General features: G+C 70.1%; 23 protein-coding genes. 12 read left to right on the forward strand and 11 right to left on the reverse strand.

From position 1 onward, the window contains the following. Positions 1 to 119 precede the first annotated feature (119 nt). The gene (locus WBN91_RS00245; protein WP_337721808.1) at positions 120 to 584 is read right to left on the reverse strand and encodes an MmyB family transcriptional regulator; all 465 of its coding nucleotides are present in this window, start codon (positions 582 to 584) and stop codon (positions 120 to 122) included. Positions 585 to 610: 26 nt separating this feature from the next. On the opposite strand from WBN91_RS00245, the gene WBN91_RS00250 reads away from it, so the two are divergent. Beyond that, positions 611 to 1,342: an SDR family NAD(P)-dependent oxidoreductase gene (locus WBN91_RS00250; protein ID WP_337721809.1), complete on the forward strand. Its 732-nt coding sequence runs from the start codon at positions 611 to 613 to the stop codon at positions 1,340 to 1,342. Positions 1,343 to 1,521: 179 nt separating this feature from the next. Here the strand turns inward: WBN91_RS00250 and WBN91_RS00255 are convergent, their stop codons facing one another. Together WBN91_RS00255 and WBN91_RS00260 are read right to left on the reverse strand one after the other, a co-directional pair. Then, a complete protein-coding gene (locus WBN91_RS00255; protein WP_337721810.1) occupies positions 1,522 to 2,820 on the reverse strand; it encodes an ArsB/NhaD family transporter in 1,299 nt (432 codons plus the stop codon). After that, positions 2,817 to 3,284 carry a CBS domain-containing protein gene (locus WBN91_RS00260; RefSeq protein WP_337721811.1) on the reverse strand — a complete coding sequence of 156 codons (468 nt, stop codon included), beginning with the start codon at positions 3,282 to 3,284 and terminating at the stop codon, positions 2,817 to 2,819. The genes WBN91_RS00255 and WBN91_RS00260 overlap by 4 nt, the downstream gene beginning before the upstream one ends. Before the next feature lie 26 nt (positions 3,285 to 3,310). Between WBN91_RS00260 and WBN91_RS00265 the strand changes: the two genes are divergently transcribed. After that, positions 3,311 to 3,463, forward strand: coding sequence for a hypothetical protein (locus WBN91_RS00265; protein ID WP_337721812.1), 153 nt, complete (start codon positions 3,311 to 3,313; stop codon positions 3,461 to 3,463). A 201-nt stretch (positions 3,464 to 3,664) separates the two neighbouring features. Further along, entirely contained in the window at positions 3,665 to 4,144 is a 480-nt protein-coding gene (locus WBN91_RS00270) for a cation:proton antiporter regulatory subunit (protein ID WP_337721813.1), read from the forward strand. A 269-nt stretch (positions 4,145 to 4,413) separates the two neighbouring features. Here WBN91_RS00270 and WBN91_RS00275 read toward each other — a convergent pair whose 3' ends face one another. The 4 genes from WBN91_RS00275 to WBN91_RS00290 form a co-directional block, all read right to left on the reverse strand. Then, complete coding sequence (locus tag WBN91_RS00275) at positions 4,414 to 5,952, reverse strand: vanadium-dependent haloperoxidase (RefSeq protein ID WP_337721814.1); 1,539 nt, start codon at positions 5,950 to 5,952, stop codon at positions 4,414 to 4,416. Between the two features lie 258 nt (positions 5,953 to 6,210). After that, the gene (locus WBN91_RS00280) at positions 6,211 to 6,864 is read right to left on the reverse strand and encodes a helix-turn-helix transcriptional regulator (RefSeq protein WP_337721815.1); all 654 of its coding nucleotides are present in this window, start codon (positions 6,862 to 6,864) and stop codon (positions 6,211 to 6,213) included. A 131-nt stretch (positions 6,865 to 6,995) separates the two neighbouring features. Continuing rightward, positions 6,996 to 7,838, reverse strand: a complete 843-nt coding sequence (locus WBN91_RS00285) for a cytochrome c biogenesis CcdA family protein (RefSeq protein ID WP_337721816.1) — start codon at positions 7,836 to 7,838, stop codon at positions 6,996 to 6,998. After that, the gene (locus WBN91_RS00290) at positions 7,838 to 8,413 is read right to left on the reverse strand and encodes a redoxin domain-containing protein (RefSeq protein ID WP_337721940.1); all 576 of its coding nucleotides are present in this window, start codon (positions 8,411 to 8,413) and stop codon (positions 7,838 to 7,840) included. The genes WBN91_RS00285 and WBN91_RS00290 overlap by 1 nt, the downstream gene beginning before the upstream one ends. A gap of 211 nt (positions 8,414 to 8,624) precedes the next feature. Here WBN91_RS00290 and WBN91_RS00295 point away from each other — a divergent pair, with 211 nt between their 5' ends. The 5 genes from WBN91_RS00295 to WBN91_RS00315 are packed head-to-tail and all read left to right on the forward strand — an operon-like array spanning position 8,625 to position 14,635. Next, positions 8,625 to 9,068, forward strand: coding sequence for a YbaB/EbfC family nucleoid-associated protein (locus WBN91_RS00295; RefSeq protein ID WP_337721817.1), 444 nt, complete (start codon positions 8,625 to 8,627; stop codon positions 9,066 to 9,068). A 4-nt stretch (positions 9,069 to 9,072) separates the two neighbouring features. Further along, positions 9,073 to 9,378, forward strand: coding sequence for a type VII secretion target (locus WBN91_RS00300; protein ID WP_337721818.1), 306 nt, complete (start codon positions 9,073 to 9,075; stop codon positions 9,376 to 9,378). Then, on the forward strand, positions 9,375 to 13,856 hold the full coding sequence (locus WBN91_RS00305) for a DUF6531 domain-containing protein (protein ID WP_337721819.1): 4,482 nt from the start codon (positions 9,375 to 9,377) through the stop codon (positions 13,854 to 13,856). The genes WBN91_RS00300 and WBN91_RS00305 overlap by 4 nt, the downstream gene beginning before the upstream one ends. Positions 13,857 to 13,863: 7 nt before the next feature. Continuing rightward, complete coding sequence (locus WBN91_RS00310) at positions 13,864 to 14,307, forward strand: hypothetical protein (protein ID WP_337721820.1); 444 nt, start codon at positions 13,864 to 13,866, stop codon at positions 14,305 to 14,307. Beyond that, entirely contained in the window at positions 14,294 to 14,635 is a 342-nt protein-coding gene (locus WBN91_RS00315) for a hypothetical protein (protein WP_337721821.1), read from the forward strand. The genes WBN91_RS00310 and WBN91_RS00315 overlap by 14 nt, the downstream gene beginning before the upstream one ends. Positions 14,636 to 15,135: 500 nt before the next feature. On the opposite strand, the gene WBN91_RS00320 is transcribed toward WBN91_RS00315, so the two are convergent. Continuing rightward, the gene (locus tag WBN91_RS00320) at positions 15,136 to 15,441 is read right to left on the reverse strand and encodes a peptidoglycan-binding domain-containing protein (RefSeq protein WP_337721822.1); all 306 of its coding nucleotides are present in this window, start codon (positions 15,439 to 15,441) and stop codon (positions 15,136 to 15,138) included. A 95-nt stretch (positions 15,442 to 15,536) separates the two neighbouring features. Further along, on the reverse strand, positions 15,537 to 16,037 hold the full coding sequence (locus WBN91_RS00325) for a hypothetical protein (RefSeq protein ID WP_337721823.1): 501 nt from the start codon (positions 16,035 to 16,037) through the stop codon (positions 15,537 to 15,539). Between the two features lie 676 nt (positions 16,038 to 16,713). On the opposite strand from WBN91_RS00325, the gene WBN91_RS00330 reads away from it, so the two are divergent. From WBN91_RS00330 to WBN91_RS00340, 3 genes are all read left to right on the forward strand, one after another. Beyond that, the gene (locus tag WBN91_RS00330; protein ID WP_337721824.1) at positions 16,714 to 18,102 is read left to right on the forward strand and encodes an endo-1,4-beta-xylanase; all 1,389 of its coding nucleotides are present in this window, start codon (positions 16,714 to 16,716) and stop codon (positions 18,100 to 18,102) included. A 151-nt stretch (positions 18,103 to 18,253) separates the two neighbouring features. After that, complete coding sequence (locus WBN91_RS00335) at positions 18,254 to 19,078, forward strand: DUF5995 family protein (protein WP_337721825.1); 825 nt, start codon at positions 18,254 to 18,256, stop codon at positions 19,076 to 19,078. 55 nt (positions 19,079 to 19,133) lie between these two features. After that, positions 19,134 to 19,259 carry a hypothetical protein gene (locus WBN91_RS00340; RefSeq protein WP_337721826.1) on the forward strand — a complete coding sequence of 42 codons (126 nt, stop codon included), beginning with the start codon at positions 19,134 to 19,136 and terminating at the stop codon, positions 19,257 to 19,259. 23 nt (positions 19,260 to 19,282) lie between these two features. Here WBN91_RS00340 and WBN91_RS00345 read toward each other — a convergent pair whose 3' ends face one another. Then, positions 19,283 to 19,432: a hypothetical protein gene (locus WBN91_RS00345; protein ID WP_337721827.1), complete on the reverse strand. Its 150-nt coding sequence runs from the start codon at positions 19,430 to 19,432 to the stop codon at positions 19,283 to 19,285. Positions 19,433 to 19,819: 387 nt separating this feature from the next. On the opposite strand from WBN91_RS00345, the gene WBN91_RS00350 reads away from it, so the two are divergent. Further along, a complete protein-coding gene (locus WBN91_RS00350) occupies positions 19,820 to 19,975 on the forward strand; it encodes a hypothetical protein (protein WP_337729351.1) in 156 nt (51 codons plus the stop codon). Positions 19,976 to 20,175: 200 nt separating this feature from the next. Here the strand turns inward: WBN91_RS00350 and WBN91_RS00355 are convergent. Beyond that, positions 20,176 to 20,543, reverse strand: a 368-nt coding sequence (locus WBN91_RS00355) for a tetratricopeptide repeat protein (protein ID WP_337721829.1), incomplete at its 5' end; no start/stop codon positions are given.

The following is a 20,543-nucleotide window of genomic DNA, read 5'->3' on the forward strand; positions in this document are numbered from 1 at the left end:
GCCCGCCCTCCCACGCGTCGACGTCGGTCCCGTGGCGAACCGCCGCCGGGGTCGACCGTCACCCAAACTAGTCAGGACGTAAAGGACTCCGGCACCCTGACGCCGCCCGTGTCGGGGCGTTAGCGCAGGTAGTCACCGGCTCCCAGCACGTTGAGAAGGGCCAAGGCTTCGGCGTCGGGAGAGTTCGGGGGCGCGCTGTAGAGCACGAGGTGTTGGTCGCGGTCGGTGAGGGTGAGGGTGTCGCAGTCGACGGTGATCGGGCCGACGACCGGGTCCTCCATGAGCGCGGCGGCGAGGTCGTTCCACGCCAGGACCTCGAAGGTGGCGGAGATGACGAAGGCGGCCGTCTGCGGCAGTCGTTCGAGCAGCGCGAGGATGCTGGGGCGGACGTCGCGGCGGTGCAGTCCGGTGCGGCTCGGCGCGGTGCCGGCGAGGACGTGGAGGTGGTCGGATTCGGCGTCGGTGAGGCGCAGTGCGCCTGCGATGCCGGCGAGGACTTCGGCCGACGGTCGCGGCGCGCGGCCCTGTTCAAGCCGGACGTAGTACTCGGTGGAGATGTGCGCGAGGACGCAACGACAGCGCACCCATCGGCCTGCTCACCGGCAAGGTCGTGTTCATCACCGGCGCCAGCCGCGGCATCGGGGCGGCTGCGGCCCGCCTCTTCGCACGGGAGGGCGCGGCCGTCGTGCTCGCCGCCCGCGGCACCGACGCCCTCCAACAGATCGTCACCGAGATCCGCGCCGCCGGCGGCGTAGCCGACGCCGTCACCCTCGACCTCGGCGACCGCGCGAGCATCCGCGCGGCCGTCGACCACGTCGAGCAACTGCACGGACGCCTCGATGGCGCCTTCAACAACGGCGCGACGATCCAGCAGCCCGGCCCGCTGGACACCACGAGCGAGGAGGACATCGACGAGCAGTTCACGGTGAACTTCCGCTCGCACTGGACCGCCATGACCGCCGAGGCCGCACTCATGCGCCACCACGGCGGCGGATCCATCGTCAACACCTCCAGCATCGGCAGCCGCCGCGCCAACCCCGCCCTCCCCGCCTACGGCGCCATGAAACGCGCACTCAACAGCATCACCGAAACCGCCGCCGTGACCTGGGGACGCCAAGGGATCCGGGTCAACGGCATCACCCCCGGCGGCACCGCCACGGAGATGATCGAAGCGTGGGAAGCGGCAACCCCCGGCATCGTCGAACGCAACAACGCCGCCACCCCGCTCGACAGGATGGCCGAACCCCGCGAAGTCGCCGAGGTCGCCGCCTGGCTGCTCAGCGACCGAGCCTCGATGGTGACCGGCGCGATCGTGCCCGTGGACGGCGGCGCCGGCGCCTGAGCAGACACCGCCGCGGCACCCCGGCAGCAACGACGGCGAGACCCTCGCGTCCGGCCATGATTCAGCGGGTCAGCGCTCCTCGGCGACCAGCACGATGCCCAGGCCGCCCAGGGTCGTGTCCCCGAGTGCTGCACGGCGGGGGCCGGCACGCGCAGCGCGTTGCCGGCGGTGTCGTGCGGCTATGCGAAAGCGAAGTAGCGCAGCCACAGGTAGGGGGCGGCGAGCACGACTGACAGCGCCGCGACGACGAGCCCGTAACGGGTGAAGGTCCAGAAGCTGATCGGGGTGCCGTTGCGCGCGGCCAGTCCCAAGGCGACGACGTTCGCGCTCGCGCCCACGGCCGTGGCGTTGCCGCCCAAGTCCGCGCCCAACGCCAGCGACCACCACAACGCCTGGGCCTGCTCCGTGCCGCCCTGGGCCGCCACCAGCTCGCCCACGATCGGCGACATGGTCGCCACATAAGGGATGTTGTCCACAATCGCCGACAACACCGCCGAAATCCCCAACAACGCCATCACCGCGACCAACGGCTGCCCGCCCACCGCGTCGGCCAACGCGCGGGACACCTCGCCGATCACGCCGGTCTCGACCAACGCGCCGACCATGACGAACAAGCCCATGAAGAAGACCAAGGTCTCCCACTCGACGTCGGCGATAGCCTCCTCGGTGGTCACCTTCGAGATCAGGACCAACAGCCCCGCGCCCAACAACGCGACCACCGACGGCTCGACGTGCAGGGCGCTGTGCAACACGAAACCGGCCAGCACCAGCGCCAACACGACCAGGCTCTGCACCAGCAACGTGCGGTTGCGGATCGCCTCGCGCTCCGACAACGCCATCACCTCGGCGACGCGCTTCTCGTCGTAGTGGAACGCGTCGCGGAACAGCCACCGGCACACCAGCACGAACACCACCATCACCACGACCACGAACGGCGCGAGGTGGATCAGGAAGTCGTTGAACGACAACCCCGCGCGGCTGGCGATGATGATGTTGGGCGGGTCGCCGATCAGGGTCGAGGTGCCGCCGATGTTGGACGCCATCACCTCCGCGATCAGGAACGGGATCGGGTTGAGCCCCAACCGATCGCACACCAGGAACGTCACCGGCGCGATCAACAGCACCGTCGTCACGTTGTCCAGGGCGGCCGAAGCGACAGCGGTGATCACGACGAACATGACCAGCATCGCGTACGGCTTTCCCTTGGCGCGCTTGGCCGCCGCGATCGCCAGGTACTCGAACAGACCGGTCTGCTTGATCACCCCGACGATGATCATCATGCCCAGCAGCAGGAACACGACGTTCCAGTCCACGCCCGCGTCGAGCGAGTGGAACGCGGTCTCGCCATCGGTCAGCCCCAAGGCGAGCATAAGCGCAGCGCCACCGAGCGCGGCGGCGACGCGGTGGACCCGTTCGGTGGCGATGAGGATGTAGGCGCCGACGAACACGACCACCGACAACACCTGGCTGACGGTCATGAGGGCGACTCCGAGGCGTTCAGGATGACCTCCAGCAGGTGCGATGCCGTGACGACACCGTGGAGGCGCTCGTCGTCGGCGACCACGATGAGCGGGGTGTGCAGCCGGGCCATCGTCGCCGCGCACTCCAGCACGGTGGCGTCACCGGACACCATCGGCAGCTCGTAGCGCTTCTCCTGGGGCGGCAACACTTCCTTCACGGAACGGTCCGACAGCCTGCGCACGCACACGTCCGCGCCGCCCTGCTCGTCGTACACCCGCGCCAACGACGGGTCCTCCTGCACGTAACCCGGCACGCTGAACCGCAGCACCTGCGAGCCGGGCAGCACGGTCACCGGACGCCCTTCGTCGTCGACCACCACCACGCCGGGGCGGCGCTGTTCGGCGATGAGCCGTGCCGCGTCCAGCGCGTTGTCGGTCAACCGGACGAGCGGGTAGTCCTCGGCGAGATCACGAGCACGCATGGTCAACACCCCTGAAGAGAGTCGATGTGGCAGCCGTCACACTGTGCGCTAGCATCGGACCGTTCTCGGCGCAACACACCCCGAGGTGGGCACCCATGTCCGGACTGGCGGTCGCGCTCCTGCTCGTGGCGGGGTTCGTGCTGGTCGCGGTCGTGCTGCGGGCCGTCGAACGCCGTTGAGCGTGATCATGTCCCCGAGGTGACCGACCGCAGCCGATCAGCACCGTGTGCGCGGTCATCTCTGCTCCTGGTCGTGGGCATGGCGTCATCCATCGCCGACCAGGCTTCCCGGCACACCGCGGAACACCCTACCCGCCGTCGATCACCCGCACCGCCCGAAGGCGGGAGGTGCGAAGGGGACGGCCGCGCCATCATGGGGCGATGGACGTCAACGAGGTGCTGCTGCCGGGTGTGGGGCTGCGGTACGAGTTCACCAACGCCGAGGGGCAGCGGATCGGGATCATCGCGCGCCGGTCGGGCGGGTTCGAGGTGGTCGCGTACTCCGCGGCCGATCCCGACGAGAGCCGCCCGCTGCTCCGCCTGACCCGCGAGGAGGCCGACACGGTGGCCGAGATCCTGGGCGCGCCCCGCATCGCCGAGCGGTTCGCCGACCTGACCAAGGAGGTGCCGGGGCTGGCGGCGGGACAGGTGGTCGTGCCGCCCGCGTCGCCGCACGCCGACCAGCCGCTGGGCGCCACCCGCGCCCGCACCCGGACCGGCGCGTCGATCGTGGCCGTGGTGCGCGGCGAGGACGTCATCGCCTCCCCGGCGCCCTCCCAGGTGCTGCGCGTCGGCGACGTCCTGGTGGTGATCGGCACGCACGACGGCATCGAGGGCGTGCGGCGGATCATCGAAGGCTGACCGTGCACGACCCGCTCGCGTTCGTCGAGACCGGCGCGGCCATCGGCGTCGTGCTGCTCCTGCTCACCCTGGGGTCATCGGCCTCGTCGGCGCGGGCCACGCCAACCTCGGCCCACGCGTGACGGCCTACGTCCTGCTCCTGGCCACCGCCGGCCCGATCATCACCCGCTGGTTCGGCACCACCCGACCGGACCGCAAGACGGTCGTCGCGTGAACCGAGGCATGGAGACCGGTGGCGGGCTCCCCGAGGGAAGCCCGCCACCTTCGCGCTAGGCGATGAACCGGACGCAGGAGTTGCCGATCCAGCCCTTCTGCCCCTTCAGGAATCCGCTGTCGACGGTGACGTAGTGGGCCACCCCGTCACTGCTCGCGAAGTGCACTTGCAGTGCCGTGTCGCGGTTGGGTGACGCGTGGTAGTTCTTCAACTGCCCGTTGTCGTAGGTCTTGTAGAGGTCGCCGAAGGAGCAGCCGACCACACCCGGCGTCGACGCGCCCGCCACACGCACGAACCGCACGCCCGCGCTCTCCGCCATCGCCGTGCCCGTGGAGACGCCGTAGTCGCCGTCGAACTGGTAGTGCACACCCAGGTAGATGCGGCTGCGCGCGTTCTCGACCGCGGCGGCGCTGAAGCTGGTGAACGTGCGTGTCACGCCGAGCGCGAACGGGTCCTCCGTGGTGGCCGTGAAGGTGACGTTGTCGGTGCCGAAGAAGGACTTCATCGCACCGGCCCACGCGCCGCCGAAGGTCGCGTGCCCGGAGGTGTAGGCCGGGAACGGCGGGGAGAACGGCGTGCCGTCGCGGAACTTCGACAGCGGGCGCCAGTTCGGGTCGGCGGCGGTGGCCGCGTTGCCGTCGGTGTCGGCGAGTTGGATGGCCGACTCGGGCCGCCACAGGTCGATGTCCGTCTGGTACTTGCGGTCCCAGGCGACGATCCCCGCGTCACCCATCGCCAGCGCGACCAGCGCGAACAGCCGCGCCTTCTCCGGCGTGCCCAGGCCGCGCTGGTTGGCCACGATCTGGGTGTGGACGAACAGCTGGCCCGGCGGCTTGTAGGTGCCGTCGAGGTCGTTGGCCCAGAAGTGCGCGATCTGGGTCTGCTCGGGGGTGCGCGTCGTGGAGTTCGCGCTGCCCAGGCTCTTGACCTCGTTGACCTGCGCGGCGTACTCGGGACTGGCCAGCAGCGAGGTCATGGACGAGTGCCCGGCCGGGTGCTGCGGGCGGAACTGGGTGCCCGAGGTCATGGTGAACGGCTTGACCTTGCCCCAGTTCGGCGTCGCCGCCGAGCCGGAGCCGGTGGGCCGCCAGTGGCCGGGCTCGGTGTTGACCGGGTACGGCGTGGTGTCCGCGGACCCGTCGTTGGCGCGGTTGGCGACGATCGCGGCGGCGGCGGCCTTGCCCAGGCCGGTGCCGTTGCCGGTGTCCGACCCCGCCCCCGCCAAGGCGCCGGCGAGTTCGTCGGCGAAGTCCTGGCCGGGGAACGCCGCGACCAGGGCGTCGTGCGCGGCGTGGGCGACCGCGTGGCGCAGAGAAGCGGTCGGGGCCTCGGCCTTGTAGACGTACGGCTGGCCGGTGCCGGTGATCGAGTTGACCGCGTCGTAGATCGCGGCGTGCACCATAGCGCCGCCTCTGGCGAGGGGACCGGGTGCGCCTCCGACGGTTCTGTAGGTCTCCAGCAGGACGTCGTTCCAGTACAGGACGGGGTCGCTCGCCGGCGCCGCCGCGGCGGTGGGCGCGACGACCGCGCCGAGGGTGCCCCCCAAGGTCAACGTCGTCACGGCCAGCAGACCGATCCGACGTCGTGCCGTCATCCGGCTCATCTCACTCCTCGTGTCGCGCTGCCTCCTCCTCGTTCCCGAGCACGGCACGCGGGTCCGCCGGCGGCGCGCGCCGGGGAGCCGGATGGGTGGACGGGTGCCGGTGCGACCGGCCGAGGAGAGCGGCGGAACCCGCCGCGTGGACGATCATCTGCGGCGCGAAACCCCTGTGGGAGGGGAAAAGCGGACACGACCGGAAGAGGACAGCGGCTGAGGAACGCCGGCGCCCGCGGTGGGCGCCGGCGTCCGGGTTCAGACCCAGCCCAGCCGAGTGGCGGCCACGCCCAGGGACAGCCGGTTGGTGGTGCCCGCGAGCGCCGCCAGCTTCTCCATGTGCCGCCGCACCGAACGCGCGCTCAGGCCGAGCATCCGGGCGATCGTGTCGTCCTTGAAGCCGCCGGCGGCGAGCCGCAGGATGCGCAGCTGCACGGCGGACAGGCCGGACGGCGTCCGGGGATCGCCCTCCGTGAGCGGCACCGCCGCGGTCCACAACGCGTCGAAGTGCGCCGCCACCAACGCCACCACTGCGGGTACCCGCACCACCAACGTGGTCGAGGAGTCCGACACGACCGCCACGTCGTCGACGACCAGCAAGCCCACCGGCTGTTCCCGGTGCAGCACACGGACTTCGTCATCGCCCGCCACCGCCTGTGCGACGGCGGTGATGGAGTGTTCGTCCACGACGTGGATCACGCGCCGCCGCACTCCGATGAACGTTTCGCGCTCTTGGTGCTCCCCCGGCCGACCGTCCACTGACAGCCGCCGCACCTCCACCCGCGCGCCGCGCACGAGTTCGCGCTCGAACGACCGGATCTCGACGTGATCGCCGAGCGCGCGCACCGCCGTGCCGTGCGCCGGTCTCGTGCAGAGGTTTCTCAGGTAGGGCGACACAACTTCTCGTGACATCTCGCAACCCCCATGCTCACAACCCCCACGCCACTCCCCCCAGGAGCAGCGTCGCGATCACGAGCCTAGGTGCGCCGGCGCACCCCGTCCACCAATCCGTCCACAGTGGACTTACAAAGCGCCGGCAGCCGTCACCGCCGGGACTTCGCGCGCCGGAACAGCGCGACACCGACGAAGACCAGCACGACCAGCGCGCCGACGAAGGGCCACGGCCCCACAGCGGTGAGGGCGTCGACCAGGGCACCCTGGATCCCCGCCGCGAAGTCCACCACCGGGTCGGCCGGGTCGGCGTCGCCGAAGAACAACCTCAGCTCGTACACGCCGTAGTAGGCGACGTACAGCCCCACGGCGACCAGCAGGACGCCGCCGATCCGGGAAATGCGCGGCAGCAGGGACCGCGCCCGCGTCGCGATCACGTTGTCGGTCAGCGTCGCACCGACCGCGAGCACCCCGACGACCAGCCCCATGCCCAGCGCGTAGGCGACGAAGGCCGCGAGACCCGCGAAGACGTCCGCACTGCCCAACGTGGTGCCAACAAGGGCGAGGAACGGGCCGATGGTGCACGACAGGGACGCGATCGCGTAGGCCACGCCGTAGCCGAACATCGACCCCAGGCGGGCAGTCGGAGCACCCCGGGTCGGCTTGGGCACCATCAGCGTGATCGTCTTGCCGAGGACGAGCAGAACGCCGAACACAACCAGGGTCGCGCCGATCAGGACGGTGATGAACGGCAGGAAGCGCTGAACCGAAGCCGCGAGCGGCGCGATCACCAGCCCGAAAACCCCGAACACCACGACGAACCCGGCCGTCATGACCGCCGCCGCCCCCAAAGCCCGGCCGACCGCGCCACCCCACCCGGACTCCCGGTCCCCGTGCACGACGAGGGCCAGGTAAGCGGGCAACATCGCGAACCCGCAGGGGTTGACCGTCGCCACCATGCCGGCGACGACGGCGAGGAGCAGTTCCTCCCCCATCACGGCACCGCGAGCGCGGCGACCCGTTCCCGCAACTCCTGCTCGGTCAACTGCTTCGTCACCACGTCGATCGCGCCGTCACGCCCGATGAACGCGTAAGCAGGCTGCGCGGTGACCCCGAACCGCTTCCACACCTCGCTGTCGACATCGGCGAGGTGCGTGAACCCCCCGAGCTGGAACCGCTGGACGAAGTCCCGCATCGCAGGCTCCTTGTCCAACGCGGCAACCCCGAGGAAGGTGACCGACGCGTTGTCCTTGGCCGAGGAGGCGATCCCCGGCGCCTCCCGCTGGCACTTGGGACACCAGGGAGCCCAGAACCACAGCACCGCCGGCTTGCCGGCAAGGCTCTCCCCGGAGAACTGGGCACCGTCCACGGTCTTCGCGCTGAACCGGAGCTTCTCGGGAACCTCCCGAGCAGCACCGGACGCGGTCGTCTCCGCGACGGAGGTGGTGGACACCACGGTGGTAGGGGCCGTAGCCGCCCCACCCGTCGAGGTGGGCGCACCACAAGCTGCCAAGACGGCCAGGGACGCCACCCCGACCAGCCATGTGCGCGGGGACCGGCTCCGGATCATCACGCCCCGATCATGCCGCAGTGTCCGGTTCCGCCGCCACGCGTTCGAATCTTACGAACTCCTGACGCCCTGCGCCCGGCTCCGCACCCGTCGTCCCCCGAATCGGGGCAACCGGTTGCGCCGAACCGGTCAACTGGGGAACCGATCGGCCCTGTGCGCCGTCCCACCCGCAGTAGCTTGGCTCGATCGTCACGTCACCGGAGGGGAGCCGATGACCGATCCGTTGGCCAACGTGCAGCGCTTGGTGGACGACTGGGAGCGCAACGCGGAGGAGAAGGCCGCGCGGTACGAGTCGATGCGGCAGGAGGTCGAGCGGATCTCCATCACCGCGTCCGCCGCTGGTGGCGCGGTGAGCGTGACCGTCGGGCCGAACGGCATCCCCAGCGCGGTGACCATGACCGACGGGGTGAGCCGGTTGCGGCCGGAGCAGATCGCCGCGGCCGTGATGGAGGCGATGGGCAAGGCGCAGGCCGGCTACCCGGCCGAGCTGGCCCGGATCGTCGGGGAAACAGTGGGCCAGACCCCCTCGGGACAGCACATCGTGGCCGTGGCCGAGCGGAACTTCCCCCAGCCCGAGACCGACACGCCGCCCACCCCACCGCGTCGCCGTCCGGGTGACGACGGGGACTTCACCGACGACAGCTACCTGAGGTGACGCGATGACCGGGTACGAGGCCGTCACCGGTGAGATCGGGGCGCTGGCCGGGCGGGTGGAAGGCCTGGCCGACCGGCTGCGCACGGCCGCCGACGCCGCGCGGACGGTGGCGATGAACGACTCCGCCTACGGCGTGGTGTGCCAACCGTTCGCGATGCTGCTCCAACCCTTCGAGGACATGGGAGTCGACGCGCTGACCAAGGCCGCGGAGACCGTGTCGGACAACGCCGCCAAGCTGCGCGATACCTCCCGCGCCTACGACGCCCAGGAAACCGGCGAGTCCGCGCGCTTCGACGGGATGAACACGTGAACAACCCCCTCGTCGCGACGGCGCAGAGCGACACCACGGCGGTCACCGGCATCGGCATCGCCGAATCCGCGAACGACCTCGCGCAGGGCATCTCCGACGGCAGCTGGGTCGCCGCCGGGCTCGGCGGCATCGGCGTCGGCCTCGAAGTGCTGTCGATGGTCATCGACCCCATCGGCACCGTCGCCTCCTACGGCGTGTCCTGGCTGATCGAACACGTCCAGCCGCTCAAGGAGGCCCTGGACTGGTTCGCCGGCGACCCACCGGTCATCCGCTCCTTCAGCGAGACCTGGTCCAACGTCGCCGCCGAGGTCGCCGCCGTCGCCGAGGAACTCGCCCGCCAGGACGCACCGGGCTGGCAAGGCCAAGCCGCCGACGCCTACCGCGGCCACGCCGCCCAGACCGCCGACGCCATCGCCGGCGCGGCCTCGCTGGCCGAAGGCGTCGGAGCCGGCGTGATGATCATGGGCGAGGTCGTCGCCGCCGTCCGCGAACTCATCCGCGACCTCGTCGCCGAAGTCGTCGGCAAACTCATCACCTGGGCACTCGAAGCCGTCGCCACCCTCGGCCTGGCCACCCCGCTCATCGTCGCCCAGGCCACCTCCACCATCGCCAAGGTCTGCAACCGCATCGCGGACATGGTCCGCAAACTCGTCAAGACCATCGGCAACGTCACCCCCCGCATCCGCAAGGTCCTGGACAAGCTCGGCGAGATCATGGAAAAGCTGGGCAAACTCGGCCGCAAAGCCGACAGCCCCAGCAGCCCCGGCACCACCACCCCCTCCAGCACCCCCAGCGCACCCGACGCCCCCACCGTCAAAGGCCCTGACGGCACCACCAGCCCATCCGGGACGACCTCACCATCGGGCACCACCAGCCCGTCCGGCACCACCTCGCCCTCGGGCACGACCTCACCGTCCAGCACCTCACCGGGCGGGACATCACCGAGCAGCTCCACCGACACCCCCAGCCCGGACAGCACGTCCCCCGGCGGCACCACGACACCGGACAAGCCGCGCGCGGACCAGGGCCGGACGGACGGCGACATCGACAGCACGGTGGACGACCCGCACAACGCCTCCCAGTCGGCCGACCGGCCCTTCTGCGAGGACGACCCGATCGACGTCGCCACCGGCGAGGTGGTGCTGTCGCAGACGGACGCCACGCTGCCCGGTCTGCTGCCGCTGGTGTTCGCCCGCCACCACCAGTCCGCCTACCGGTCCGGACGGCTGTTCGGCCCGTCCTGGGCCTCGACCTTGGACCAGCGCGTCGAGGTCGGCCCCTCCCACGTCTGGCTGGCGACCGACGACGGCCGCCTGCTGCGCTTCCCCAAGCCGGACGGCGCGGAAGCCGTGCTGCCGGACTTCGGGCCGCGGATGTCGTTGCGGCGCAACGGCGCCGGCTACGAGGTCGTGCACCCGCAGCGCGGGCTGGCGTGGGACTTCCAGCCCGTCGGCGCGGAGTGGGACGCGCGCTCGACGCTGCCGCTGGCGGCCGTCCGGCGACGGGCGGGCGGCGAGATCCACGTCGACTACGACGGCCAGGGCCTGCCGACGCGAGTGCGGCACTCCGGCGGGTACGAGGTCTCCGTCGACACGGACGGCGGGCGGGTGACGGCCCTGAAGCTGACGTCCGCGGCCGAGCCGATCACCCTGACCCGCTACGCCTACGACGACACGGGCCAGCTGTCCGAGGTGATCAACTCGTCCGGCGCGCCGTTGCGCTTCACGCACGACGAGGACGGCAGGCTCACGTCCTGGACCGACCGCAACGGCGTCTGGTACCGGTACGTCTACGACGGCGAAGGCCGGGCCACCACGACCATCGGCTCCGGCGGCGTGCTCAACGGCACGTTCGCCTACGCGGACGGACGCACCACGCACACCGACACCTTGGGCAACGCGACGACCTACGAGCTCAACGAGCTCGGTCAGGTGGTGCGGCAGGTCGACCCGCTCGGCGCCGTGACCACCCGGGAGTGGGACCGCTTCGACCGGCTGCTGGCGGTCACCGACCCGCTCGGCCACACCACCCGCTACGCCTACGACGACGAGGGCGACGTCACCACGATCACCCGCCCGGACGGCACGACGATCACCGCCGCCTACACCGGGCCGGGCCTGGCGACCGAGGTCGCCGACCCCGAGGGCGGCAGGTGGGTGCGCGAGTACGACGAGCTCGGCAACCTGACGAGCGAAACGGACCCGACCGGCGCCACCACGAGGTTCGAGTACGACGCACGCGGCCACCTCGGCGCCACCACCGACCCGCTCGGCAACGTGACGCGGTACGAGACCGACGACGCCGGGCTGATCACCGCGATCACCGATCAGGTCGGCGCCACGACCCGGCACCAGCGCGACGCCCTGGGCCGCGTCTCCGCCACCACCGACGCGCTCGGCGGCACCACCCGGTACAGCTGGACCGTGGAGGGCAAGCTGCTGGCACGCACCCGCCCCGACGGGAGCACCGAGCGGTGGAGCTACGACGCCGAGGGCAACCAGGTCGAGCACGTCGACGCGCTCGGGCAGGTCACCCGCACCGAGTTCACCTTCTTCGACCTGCCGGCCGCTCGCACGGCCCCGGACGGCGCGCGGACGTCGTTCACCTACGACACCGAACTCCGACTCGTGGAGGTCGTGGGGCCGCACGGGTTGAGTTGGCGCTACGAGTACGACGCCGCCGGTCGCCTGGTGCGGGAGGTGGACTTCGACGGCCGGGGCCTCGCCTACACCTACGACGCGGCCGGTCGGCTGTCCACCCGCACCAACGGCATGGGTGAGACGGTCGGCTACGAGCGCGACGTCCACGGCGTCGTCGTCGCCAAGCGCACACCGGCCGGCACGACCACCTTCGACCGCGACCGGTGCGGTCGCGTGGTCCGGGCGGTCGGCCCGGACGCCGAGGTCGTCTACGAGCGGGACGCCCGCGGGCGGGTGCTGGCGGAGACCGTGGCCGGGCGGACCGTCCGGTCGCGGTTCGACGCCGCGGGCAGGCGCGTGTTCCGCCGGACCTCGGCGGGCGTGACGTCGGCTTGGGAGTACGACGGCGCGGGCAACCCGGTGGCGCTGCACGCGGCGGGCGAGGGCATCGCGTTCCGGCACGACCCGCTGGGGCGGCAGGTCGAGCGCAGCCTGGGCGAACTGACCGTGACGCAGACGTGGTCGCCCGCGCACCGGCTCACCGGGCAGGTCGTCGCCGGGAAGCAGCCGATCACCCATCGCACCTGGCGGTACCGGCCGGACGGTCACCTGGAGGGCGTCAGCGACCCGGCCGGCGAGCGCCGACTCGTGCTGGACCGGCGCGGGCGCGTGGTCTCCGTGCAGGGGCACGGCTGGTCGGAGCACTACGACTACGACGTCGTCGGCAACATCACCCGGGCCGACCTGCCGGTCGTGGACCACGGTTCCGAGGGACCGCGCGAGTACGCCGCCACCCGCCTGCGCAGCGCGGGCCGCACGTCCTACGTCCACGACCAACAAGGCCGCGTCGTGCAACGGCGACACCGCACGCTGTCCGGCCGGGTCCGGCTGACGCGCTTCACCTGGGACGCCGAGGACCGGCTCACCGGCGTGATCACCCCCGACGGCCACACCTGGCGGTACCGCTACGACCCGATGGGCAGGCGGATCGCGAAGGAACGCCTCGACGCGACCGGCCACGCCGTCGAGCGGGTCGACTTCACCTGGGACGGCACGCGACTCGTCGAGCACGTGCACAGCGGCGGCAGGACCAGCACCTGGGAGTACCAGCCCGGATCGGCCACCCCCATCGCCCAGGTCGACCAGGACGAGGTCGACCGGCGCTTCTACGCGATCGTGGCGGACATCGTCGGCAGCCCGACCGAGCTGGTCGACGCCCGCGGCGAGGTCGGGTGGCGCCGCACGACCACCCTGTGGGGCCGAACCGTGGCCGAGGCCGGTGGAACGGCCTGCCCGCTGCGGTTCCCGGGCCAGTACCACGACCCGGAGACCGGCTGGAACTACAACTACTTCCGCTACTACGACCCGGAGACCGGGCGGTACGCCTCACCCGACCCGCTCGGCCTGGTGCCGTCGGTCAACCCCGGCGCGTACGTGCCGAACCCGACCCGCCAAGTCGACCCCCTCGGTCTCCAGGGGTGCGACGTCAGCGGCGACGAGGCCAAGCAGCAGGCGCTCGCCGACGCCGGTGTCCCGCCGGGCGCCGAACCCCTGGAACACCGCATGGTGCCGTCCACCACGCCGGGCGGGAAGCAGATCCTGGACGACGACTTCCAGCCGGTGTACTTCCCGGAGGAGGTCTACCTCAACGACCGGGACGAGCTGATCGTGTTCCAGGACCACTACACGGGTCACCAGTTCGGCGAGGGCGGCGTGGGCGACCAACCGCCGCACGTCCATGTGCGACCCTATGAAAACACCCGCAACGGCCAGGTCCCCGGAGCGCAGGAGCACTACTATTACAACCCCCAGCTGGGCAGACCGACTCCTGCCCCGTGACGCCGAGTTGCTCGCCCGGTTCTACCCGCAGGGACCGGACCTGACCGGGCTGGTGCTGCGGTCGGTCCGGTTCGAGCGCCGAGGCCCCGGCTGCACCCTGCGGGTCGACCTCCCGGTCGCCTCGGACGTGCCCGGCCACAGCCGGGTTCAGGCGCACCTGGGGTTCCTGGCGGTCGACGACGTCCGGTTGTCCGGCGGCCCGCTGCCCGCCACGGTCTCGGTCGACTTCGCCGACCGGCCGCGAGCGAGGCTGGCCGTGACGGTGACCGGCCGGTCGGTGCGGCTGACCCTGACGTGCGCGGACCAGATCCGCTTCGGCAAGGTGAGCGCCCACAGCACACCACCGGACGCGATCGACGACGGACCGCACGAGTTCACGAGCAGGTTGGACCAGCGGCTGCACACGACGGTCCCCGGCCCGGAGGTCGACACCTACCATGAGCACATCTGACCTGTCGGCGTTCGAGCTCTACGCCCTGCACTGGGACGAACGGGACCAGGCGATCACGGCCTCGTTCGAAGGGCCCCTGGACGACACGTCCCGCCAAACCTGGCAAGCCCCCCCGGAACACGACTGGATCCGCTTCCACCTCAAGTACCCGTCGGTCACCGATCTGACAATCGAAGGCTGGACCCACCACCCGCTCACGGGCATCGAAGAGGTCCCTTCCGGCGACCGGGTATCGGTCACCCTGACAGGCGAGGGCACCACCATCCACTTCACCTCCGCTCCCGTCACCCCGACAGGCCACCGAACCTCCAAATCCGGCTCGTTCTGATCTCACGCGAACCGCTCCCGGCCACCCCGCCGCCGTGGGGCCTGGCCCGGAAACGGCCCCTCACACGTCCTGGGCGGGGCGCTTCGGGGCAGGTGGGCGAGCCTGCACAGCAGGCCGCTTCGGTTGGGCCCTCTTGGTCCTGGCGAGCCGGGAACCGAACAACTCCGCGACCGCACGGATCAACTCGGGGCGCTGCTCAGGGGCACTCCCCCTGAGCGCGATCACGAGTGCGACGAGCTTCGCCGCGCTGAACGTCACCACACCTGCGACGCTGACGAGTAAAGCGGTGTTCTCGAGCACTGAGGACCCTCCGGCTTATCGCGCGCACGCGAAAGTCCGGAGGTCTCCTCCGCCGACCGGATGTGGTCGACCGGTGGCACCGGGAGCCCAATGCCGGACTCCGTGCTGACGACACCACCGCTTAGGGAGTACTCCCCTCCAGTTGTGTTCAGCGTGAGCGTCGTCGTGGGAGAGAGCAAGAGGCCGTTCGGGCGTCGCCATCACCGCTGTCCAGACCGCGAAGGACTGTGGCCGCGCCCCAAGGGGGACCAGTCGACGTGGAAGTTGCGGCGCTGCGCCGCGTCGTACTCCACCCACGCCGGTTCGTCGTACGAGTCGAGGCGGCGCATCGTTCCCCGGGCGGCGACCGGGTCGGTCGGCGCCGGCCCTTCGTCCGATTTGAACGCCGAGACCGCGGTGTCGGTGTTCGCCCCGAAGATCCCGTCGACCTCGTGGCCCAGATCGGCGAGTGCCTCCTGGAGGGCGAGCAGGCGCGTGCTCGCCCTCGGCGTCGATCGCGCGGTCACGGGGCTGCTCGCTGGATGATCAGGTCGGCCGCCGCAGCTCACAGCCGCACTCGCGACCTTGGCGTCCGGTCCTTCACCTCGAACCCCGCCAGGTGCTAGGTCCAGAAGCTGGAAAGCCAGTAGAGGGCGGGCTGGGATATCCAGTTGACCACCAGCCCGAGCAAGAACGCCGTCGTGATCTGGAAGCCCTGGAGCCGCCACGTCGTGCGCGTCTGCCGCTCGAACTGGCGCGCGACCAAGTGCTCGACAAGCTTGGCCTGATCGGCATTCAGCATTGCAAGCCGCTGGTAACGATCGGCATCGACTTGGCGCTGTTCCAGCACCCGCGTCAACGTCGTCAACTCGTCCTCGAGTTGGCGGAGCAAGCGCGCAGTCGAGTCGAGGTGGTCGCGGGCCTGCTCGATACGCCCGGCGGGCGTCATCACCGGGAAGCGGCCGGCTTGTCGGTTGAGGCGGCGACCGACGATCAAAGCCACCAGCATCGCGCCGACCGCGACGCTCACAGAGATGACGCCGACAGCCACGGGCACCACGACGTCGCCCTCGCTGTCGTGACTCAGCGCTTGCGCGGCCGTCGCCGCCGCGAACGCTCCCACTGATATTGATGCGAGCCATACTCGCGGGAGCAGCTCACCGAGGGAGGTCTGCTGAGGTTCGCTTCTCACGTCCGGCGGACAGCTCATAAGGAGAGCTTCCACGGAACGGTTTGATCGACCAGAACGTTCACCGCCGCGGTCAGCCGTTCGGCCGTATCACACGCCCTTCGGGGGTGACGTGCGCTCGATCGTCATTGCTCTGCGTCAACAGCACGCGCACGTGTGCAGCTACGGACGACGGCGGATGAGGCGGGGCACACACCCTCGCTCAATACCGCGACCTGGCCGACAACCACCACATCAGCCCGGCGCAACACCGTGGCCTGCCCCCACCCCAAGGCTGCCCCCTCGACCGCTCCCGCGAGCAACAGCGGCAGCAGCAAGGCGGAACCGTCGCGGGTAAGCACACCGACCGTGCACCATCACCCCGGCAGCCCGGTAGTAACGGCCGCGCGGCTGCCGAGCCGACACACCACCAAGCTCAGCCTCACCGGTATCCGCCTGGGCCAGGCGCTCGTCAGCGGGCTCAGCCGGATGTTTCGGGTTCTTGGTGCGGCAGGACGTCTTGACGGTCGCCGTTTGCCGACCTTACGGTCGAGCGAGTTAACATTCGGAAGTTGCATCGAAACTTTCGAAGGCTGCGCGATCGTCCGACACCGATGTCAGGAGAAGACAGATGCCAGCACCAGCAGGACGCGCGCGTCGCGTCCTCGCCGCGACGGCCATCGCCGTCACCGGGACGCTCGTCGTCGGCATGGCGGTCGCCGCGCCGTCCGCCACGGAGGCGGACCCGACGCTTGGGCAGCTCGCCGCGGCCAAGGGTCGCTACTTCGGCTCGGCGACGGACAACCCGACGTTGAACAACGCCCCCTACACGGCCGTGTTGGGCAGCGAGTTCAACCAGATCACCGTCGGCAACACGCAGAAGTGGCAGTACACCGAACCCACCCGCGGACAGTTCGACTACCGCCAGGCCGACCAGATCGTCGCGTTCGCCCAGGCGCACAACCAGATCGTGCGCGGCCACACGCTCGTGTGGCACAACCAGTTGCCCGACTGGGTGGGCAGCGTGCCGGCCGGTGAGCTGCTCGGCGTGATGCGCAACCACATCACGAACGTGGCCGGCCACTACAAGGGCAAGGTCGTGCACTGGGACGTCGTCAACGAGGCGTTCGAGGAGGACGGCACCCGCCGGCAGTCGGTGTTCCAGCAGAAGATCGGCGACAGCTACATCGCCGAGGCGTTCAAGGCCGCCCGCGCCGCCGACCCCGGCGCCAAGCTCTACTACAACGACTACAACATCGAGGGCATCGGCGCGAAGAGCGACGCCGTGTACAACATGGTCAAGTCGTTCAAGCAGCAGGGCATCCCGATCGACGGCGTCGGCTTGCAGGCCCACCTCATCCTCGGCCAGGTCCCGAGCACGGTGCAGCAGAACATCCAGCGCTTCGCTGACCTCGGCGTGGACGTCGCCCTCACCGAGCTGGACATCCGGATGCGGGTCCCGCGGGACGCCACCAAGGACGCCCAGCAGGCGGCCGACTACCGGACCGTCGTCAACGCATGCCTGGCCGTGACGCGGTGCGTCGGCATCACGGTGTGGGACTTCTCCGACGGCTACTCCTGGATCCCCTCGGTGTTCCCCGGCGAGGGCGCGGCCCTGATCTACGACGAGAACTTCGCCAAGAAGCCGTCCTACTGGGCGGTGTACGAAGCCCTCGGCGGCACCCCGACCACCACCACGACCACCGGTGACAACGGGGCCGGCTGCACCGCGACCTACCGGGTGGCCAGCCAGTGGAACGGCGGCTTCCAGGGCGAGGTGGTCGTCCGCAACAACTCCTCGACCGCCCTGTCCGGGTGGACGGTGAAGTGGACCTTCGGCGCCGGCCAGAAGGTGACCAACCTCTGGAACGGCAAGCTCACCACCAGCGGCCAGGACGTCTCCGTGCGCAACGAGAGCTACAACGGGTCCGTCGGCGCGGGTGGCAGCACGTCGTTCGGCTTCCTCGGCTCGTGGACCGGCACCAACCCGGTTCCGACCGTCGCCTGCACGACCGCCTGACGCCTCGACGGCCGGGGTCTCGCGGAGCGATCACCGCTCCGCGAGACCCCGATCGAGGTCGACTTGTATCTGGGGGCGTCGCCGCGGGTCCTCTACATCGGCTCCGGCGAGGGCCGGGACACGCGTGCCGCATCCACCCCCAGGAGTTCCCGTGACCGACTTCGACAGCATCGCCGCACAGCGCCCGACCACCATCGAAGAGGCCATCCCCTGCATGCAGGTCGCGCTCCGGTACTTCCACGAGCGCAACGACTACCGGGCCGTGTTCCTGCGGGCGTACTACATCATCACGCTGAACGTGCACGCGGCCGTCCACCGGCGCGGCGACTACACGAACCCCATCTTCTTCGACAGCGACTGGGTCCGGGCCCAGGCCGGCTACTTCGCGTCGCTGTACTTCCAGTCGCTGACCACATTCGACCGGGACCCGGAGTCGGAGCGCGCCTGGAAGACCGCCCACCGGATGGCCGAGGAGAAGTCCTCCACGGTCCTGCAAGACCTGCTGCTCGGGCTGAACGCGCACATCAACTACGACCTCGCCTACGGCACGTTCCTCAACCTCAGGCAACACGGCGACGACGCCGCGCACCTGCTGCTCCCCCGCCGCAAGTTCGACCACGACCAGGTCAACAACATCCTGGTCCGCTCGATCCCGCAGATCGCCGAAACCCTCACCCGCGACTACGGCGGCGGTATCACCCTGCTGCGTAAGACCTTGCGAGGCTTGGACATCGTGCTCAGCAGCACCGGCCTCAAGCACTACCGGGAACGCGTGTGGTGGTCGGCGGTCTCGTACCTGACCACCACCGACGAAGAAGAAGTCGGCCTGGTCCACCAGAAACTCAACTGGGAATCCGCCCAACTGGCCAAACTGATCGCCGACCAAAGCGCGTGGAGCCTGCCCATCCGCACCATCGGCCGCGCGATCCGCAAGGACGACTACAGCCGCATCACCCTGGAGAGCCCGGCCGCGTGAACGTCCCCGGTGTGACGCGCGCGCCACTCGCCGTTTCGGCCGTCAGCCTTCCTTGGTGGTAGTCGCCGACATGCTCGACCTGGACGCCCTCTTGCGCGCGGTGGACGGCATCTCCGCCGAACTGGGATGGACCCCGACCTACCCCAACTACCGCGAAGGCGTGCGCGCACCACGGAACTGACAGCCCGGCGCACGGGTGCCGTTTCACCCCAACCTCACAGCCCGAGCGATGCGCCACCACGAGCGCTTCGGAGCCGAGCTCGCCCGGACCAGCCGACTGTGCGCGGCGTCCTCACGCAACGCCGCCTGCCGGTAGTCGATCTCCGCCTTGATGGCCTCGGGGGTCCACTCCATGATGACTTCACTCCTGGTGTCCTCCGGGTCCGGCTAGTTCCGTTCCCGGTGTGACACGAAGATTCGTCCTGAGGTGGTGTCCCCGGCATCGGGAGTTCACGTGGGTTCGGGGGTTGATGTCCTTACCCGCCGCCGTAAGGGGTCCCGGACGGCGGGTAAGGGGTGCCCCTCCGCCCTCCTGGCATCCGACGTCGTAGGACCGTCTTCAGCACCCTCTGCGGACCAGGCCGGCACGCGTTCCGGCGTGTTCCACATCGAGTTCGTCCCGATCGCGTCACTGGGCACCGGCGACCACCTCTTCGTGGACCTACGACCAGGCCCTTGGCACGGGTGCGTCCACTACTGGAGCCGTGACGCCGGCAGCAAGATCACCCGTACTGGGCCAACGTGACCGACATGCTCACCGACATCGCCCACGCCCTCCAGACCGGAACCCCCGCCCTGCGTTCCTACGTCGAGCGAGCCCGTCCCCACGGCATCCGCACCACCCCGTACGTACCCGCAGTGGAAGACCGACGCCCGGTGTGGCATCGAAGCACCTGACCAAAGCCGGCAAGGTCGACAACGCCGGTCGAGCGGAGCCCTGTGCTTGCCAACCCTGACCGGTCAGACCATCACCGCAGCCAGCCGGACCGCCAGCGATGCCGCGATACTATCGCTCGACGACGCCCCGCAGCATCGTGACCAGAGCAAAGAACGCCAAAGGAACAGGATCGTCACCCGCTTAGACGCGAACACCAAGCTCAAAGAACCTGGCCACTCGATCCGGCAGACAGGCGCTGTGTAATCGCTGTGCTGGCCTGGTGGTGCTGTTGGGCCGTGTCGGTGTCACCTCGCGCCACCGCCAGGTCGCCCAGCCTGTTGTGGCTGATGCTGAGGTCGCGCTGGTATTGGGCGTTGTCGGGGTCGGCCGTGGCCAGGCGCTGGGCAATGTCCAGGTCGGTTTGGTAGTGCTGTTCGGCCTTGTTGGTGTCACCTCGCGCCACCGCCAGGTCGCCCAGCCTGTTGTGGCTGATGCTGAGGTCGCGCTGGTGTTCGGCGTTGTCGGGGTCAGCCGTGGCCAGGCGCTGGGCAATGCCCAGGCCGGTTTGGTAGTGCTGTTCGGCCTTGT

This window comes from Saccharothrix sp. CCNWYY140, assembly GCF_037401995.1.
Taxonomy (GTDB): Bacteria; Actinomycetota; Actinomycetes; order Mycobacteriales; family Pseudonocardiaceae; genus Actinosynnema.

Coding starts and splice junctions, on each gene's coding strand:
- WBN91_RS00330 (WP_337721824.1), top strand. CDS start 16,714: ATGCCAGCACCAGCAGGACGCGCGCGTCGCGTCCTCGCCGCGACGGCC.
- WBN91_RS00315 (WP_337721821.1), top strand. CDS start 14,294: ATGAGCACATCTGACCTGTCGGCGTTCGAGCTCTACGCCCTGCACTGG.
- WBN91_RS00275 (WP_337721814.1), bottom strand. CDS start 5,952: ATGACGGCACGACGTCGGATCGGTCTGCTGGCCGTGACGACGTTGACC.
- WBN91_RS00285 (WP_337721816.1), bottom strand. CDS start 7,838: ATGGGGGAGGAACTGCTCCTCGCCGTCGTCGCCGGCATGGTGGCGACG.
- WBN91_RS00255 (WP_337721810.1), bottom strand. CDS start 2,820: ATGACCGTCAGCCAGGTGTTGTCGGTGGTCGTGTTCGTCGGCGCCTAC.
- WBN91_RS00345 (WP_337721827.1), bottom strand. CDS start 19,432: ATGGAGTGGACCCCCGAGGCCATCAAGGCGGAGATCGACTACCGGCAG.
- WBN91_RS00295 (WP_337721817.1), top strand. CDS start 8,625: ATGACCGATCCGTTGGCCAACGTGCAGCGCTTGGTGGACGACTGGGAG.
- WBN91_RS00270 (WP_337721813.1), top strand. CDS start 3,665: ATGGACGTCAACGAGGTGCTGCTGCCGGGTGTGGGGCTGCGGTACGAG.
- WBN91_RS00290 (WP_337721940.1), bottom strand. CDS start 8,413: ATGATCCGGAGCCGGTCCCCGCGCACATGGCTGGTCGGGGTGGCGTCC.
- WBN91_RS00260 (WP_337721811.1), bottom strand. CDS start 3,284: ATGCGTGCTCGTGATCTCGCCGAGGACTACCCGCTCGTCCGGTTGACC.
- WBN91_RS00300 (WP_337721818.1), top strand. CDS start 9,073: ATGACCGGGTACGAGGCCGTCACCGGTGAGATCGGGGCGCTGGCCGGG.
- WBN91_RS00280 (WP_337721815.1), bottom strand. CDS start 6,864: ATGTCACGAGAAGTTGTGTCGCCCTACCTGAGAAACCTCTGCACGAGA.